The organism is Lentzea flava, assembly GCF_014648475.1.
In the GTDB taxonomy this organism is placed as follows: domain Bacteria; phylum Actinomycetota; class Actinomycetes; order Mycobacteriales; family Pseudonocardiaceae; genus Lentzea; species Lentzea flava.
Window position 1 is genome coordinate 1 of the sequence record NZ_BMRE01000179.1, and the last position, 560, is coordinate 560.

Here is a 560-nt window from a genome sequence, read left to right on the forward strand (position 1 = left end):
CCGGGCGGCGGTGTGACGGTGCCGGGCGGCGGTGTGACGGTGCCGGGCGGCGGTGTGACCGTGCCGGGCGGCGGTGTGACCGTGCCGGGCGGCGGTGTGACCGTGCCGGGCGGCGGTGTGACCGTACCCGGCGGCGGCGTGACCGTACCCGGCGGCGGCGTGACCGCGCCCGGCGGCGGCGTGACCGCGCCCGAGGTGAAGGCCTCCTGCCCCTGCACGACAATAGAAGGGACCGACGTGCCCGGCCCCGTCACCCCAAGCCCCGTCACCCCAAGCCCAGCCACCCCAGGCGGGGTTTGGCTGCCGGTGCGGTTGCCACCACCACCAACACCACCAACACCACCACCAACACCGACACCACCGACACCACCAACACGAACACCACCGACACCGACACCACCACCGCTGCTGCCGCCGCCGCCGGTTGCGCCGGTCTCGTCGCCGGTTTCGTCGCCAGGTTCGGGTGTGCCGGCACCGACTTCGGAGTCAGAGCCGGTACCGGAGTCAGCGCCGGAGTCGGTACCGGAATCAGCGCCGGTACCGGTGTCGGTGCCGAGGTT

Annotated in this window: 1 protein-coding gene and 1 pseudogene; one reads left to right on the forward strand and one right to left on the reverse strand. The window is 73.6% G+C overall.

Going from position 1 to position 560, the window contains the following annotated elements; all coding sequences use genetic code 11:
* On the reverse strand, nucleotides 1-218 hold a 218-nt coding region (locus IEZ09_RS46050; protein WP_189260164.1), incomplete at its 3' end, for a hypothetical protein.
* Between the two features lie 78 nt (nucleotides 219-296).
* Here IEZ09_RS46050 and IEZ09_RS46055 point away from each other — a divergent pair.
* Nucleotides 297-560, forward strand: a pseudogene (locus IEZ09_RS46055) (hypothetical protein); the annotation flags it as partial.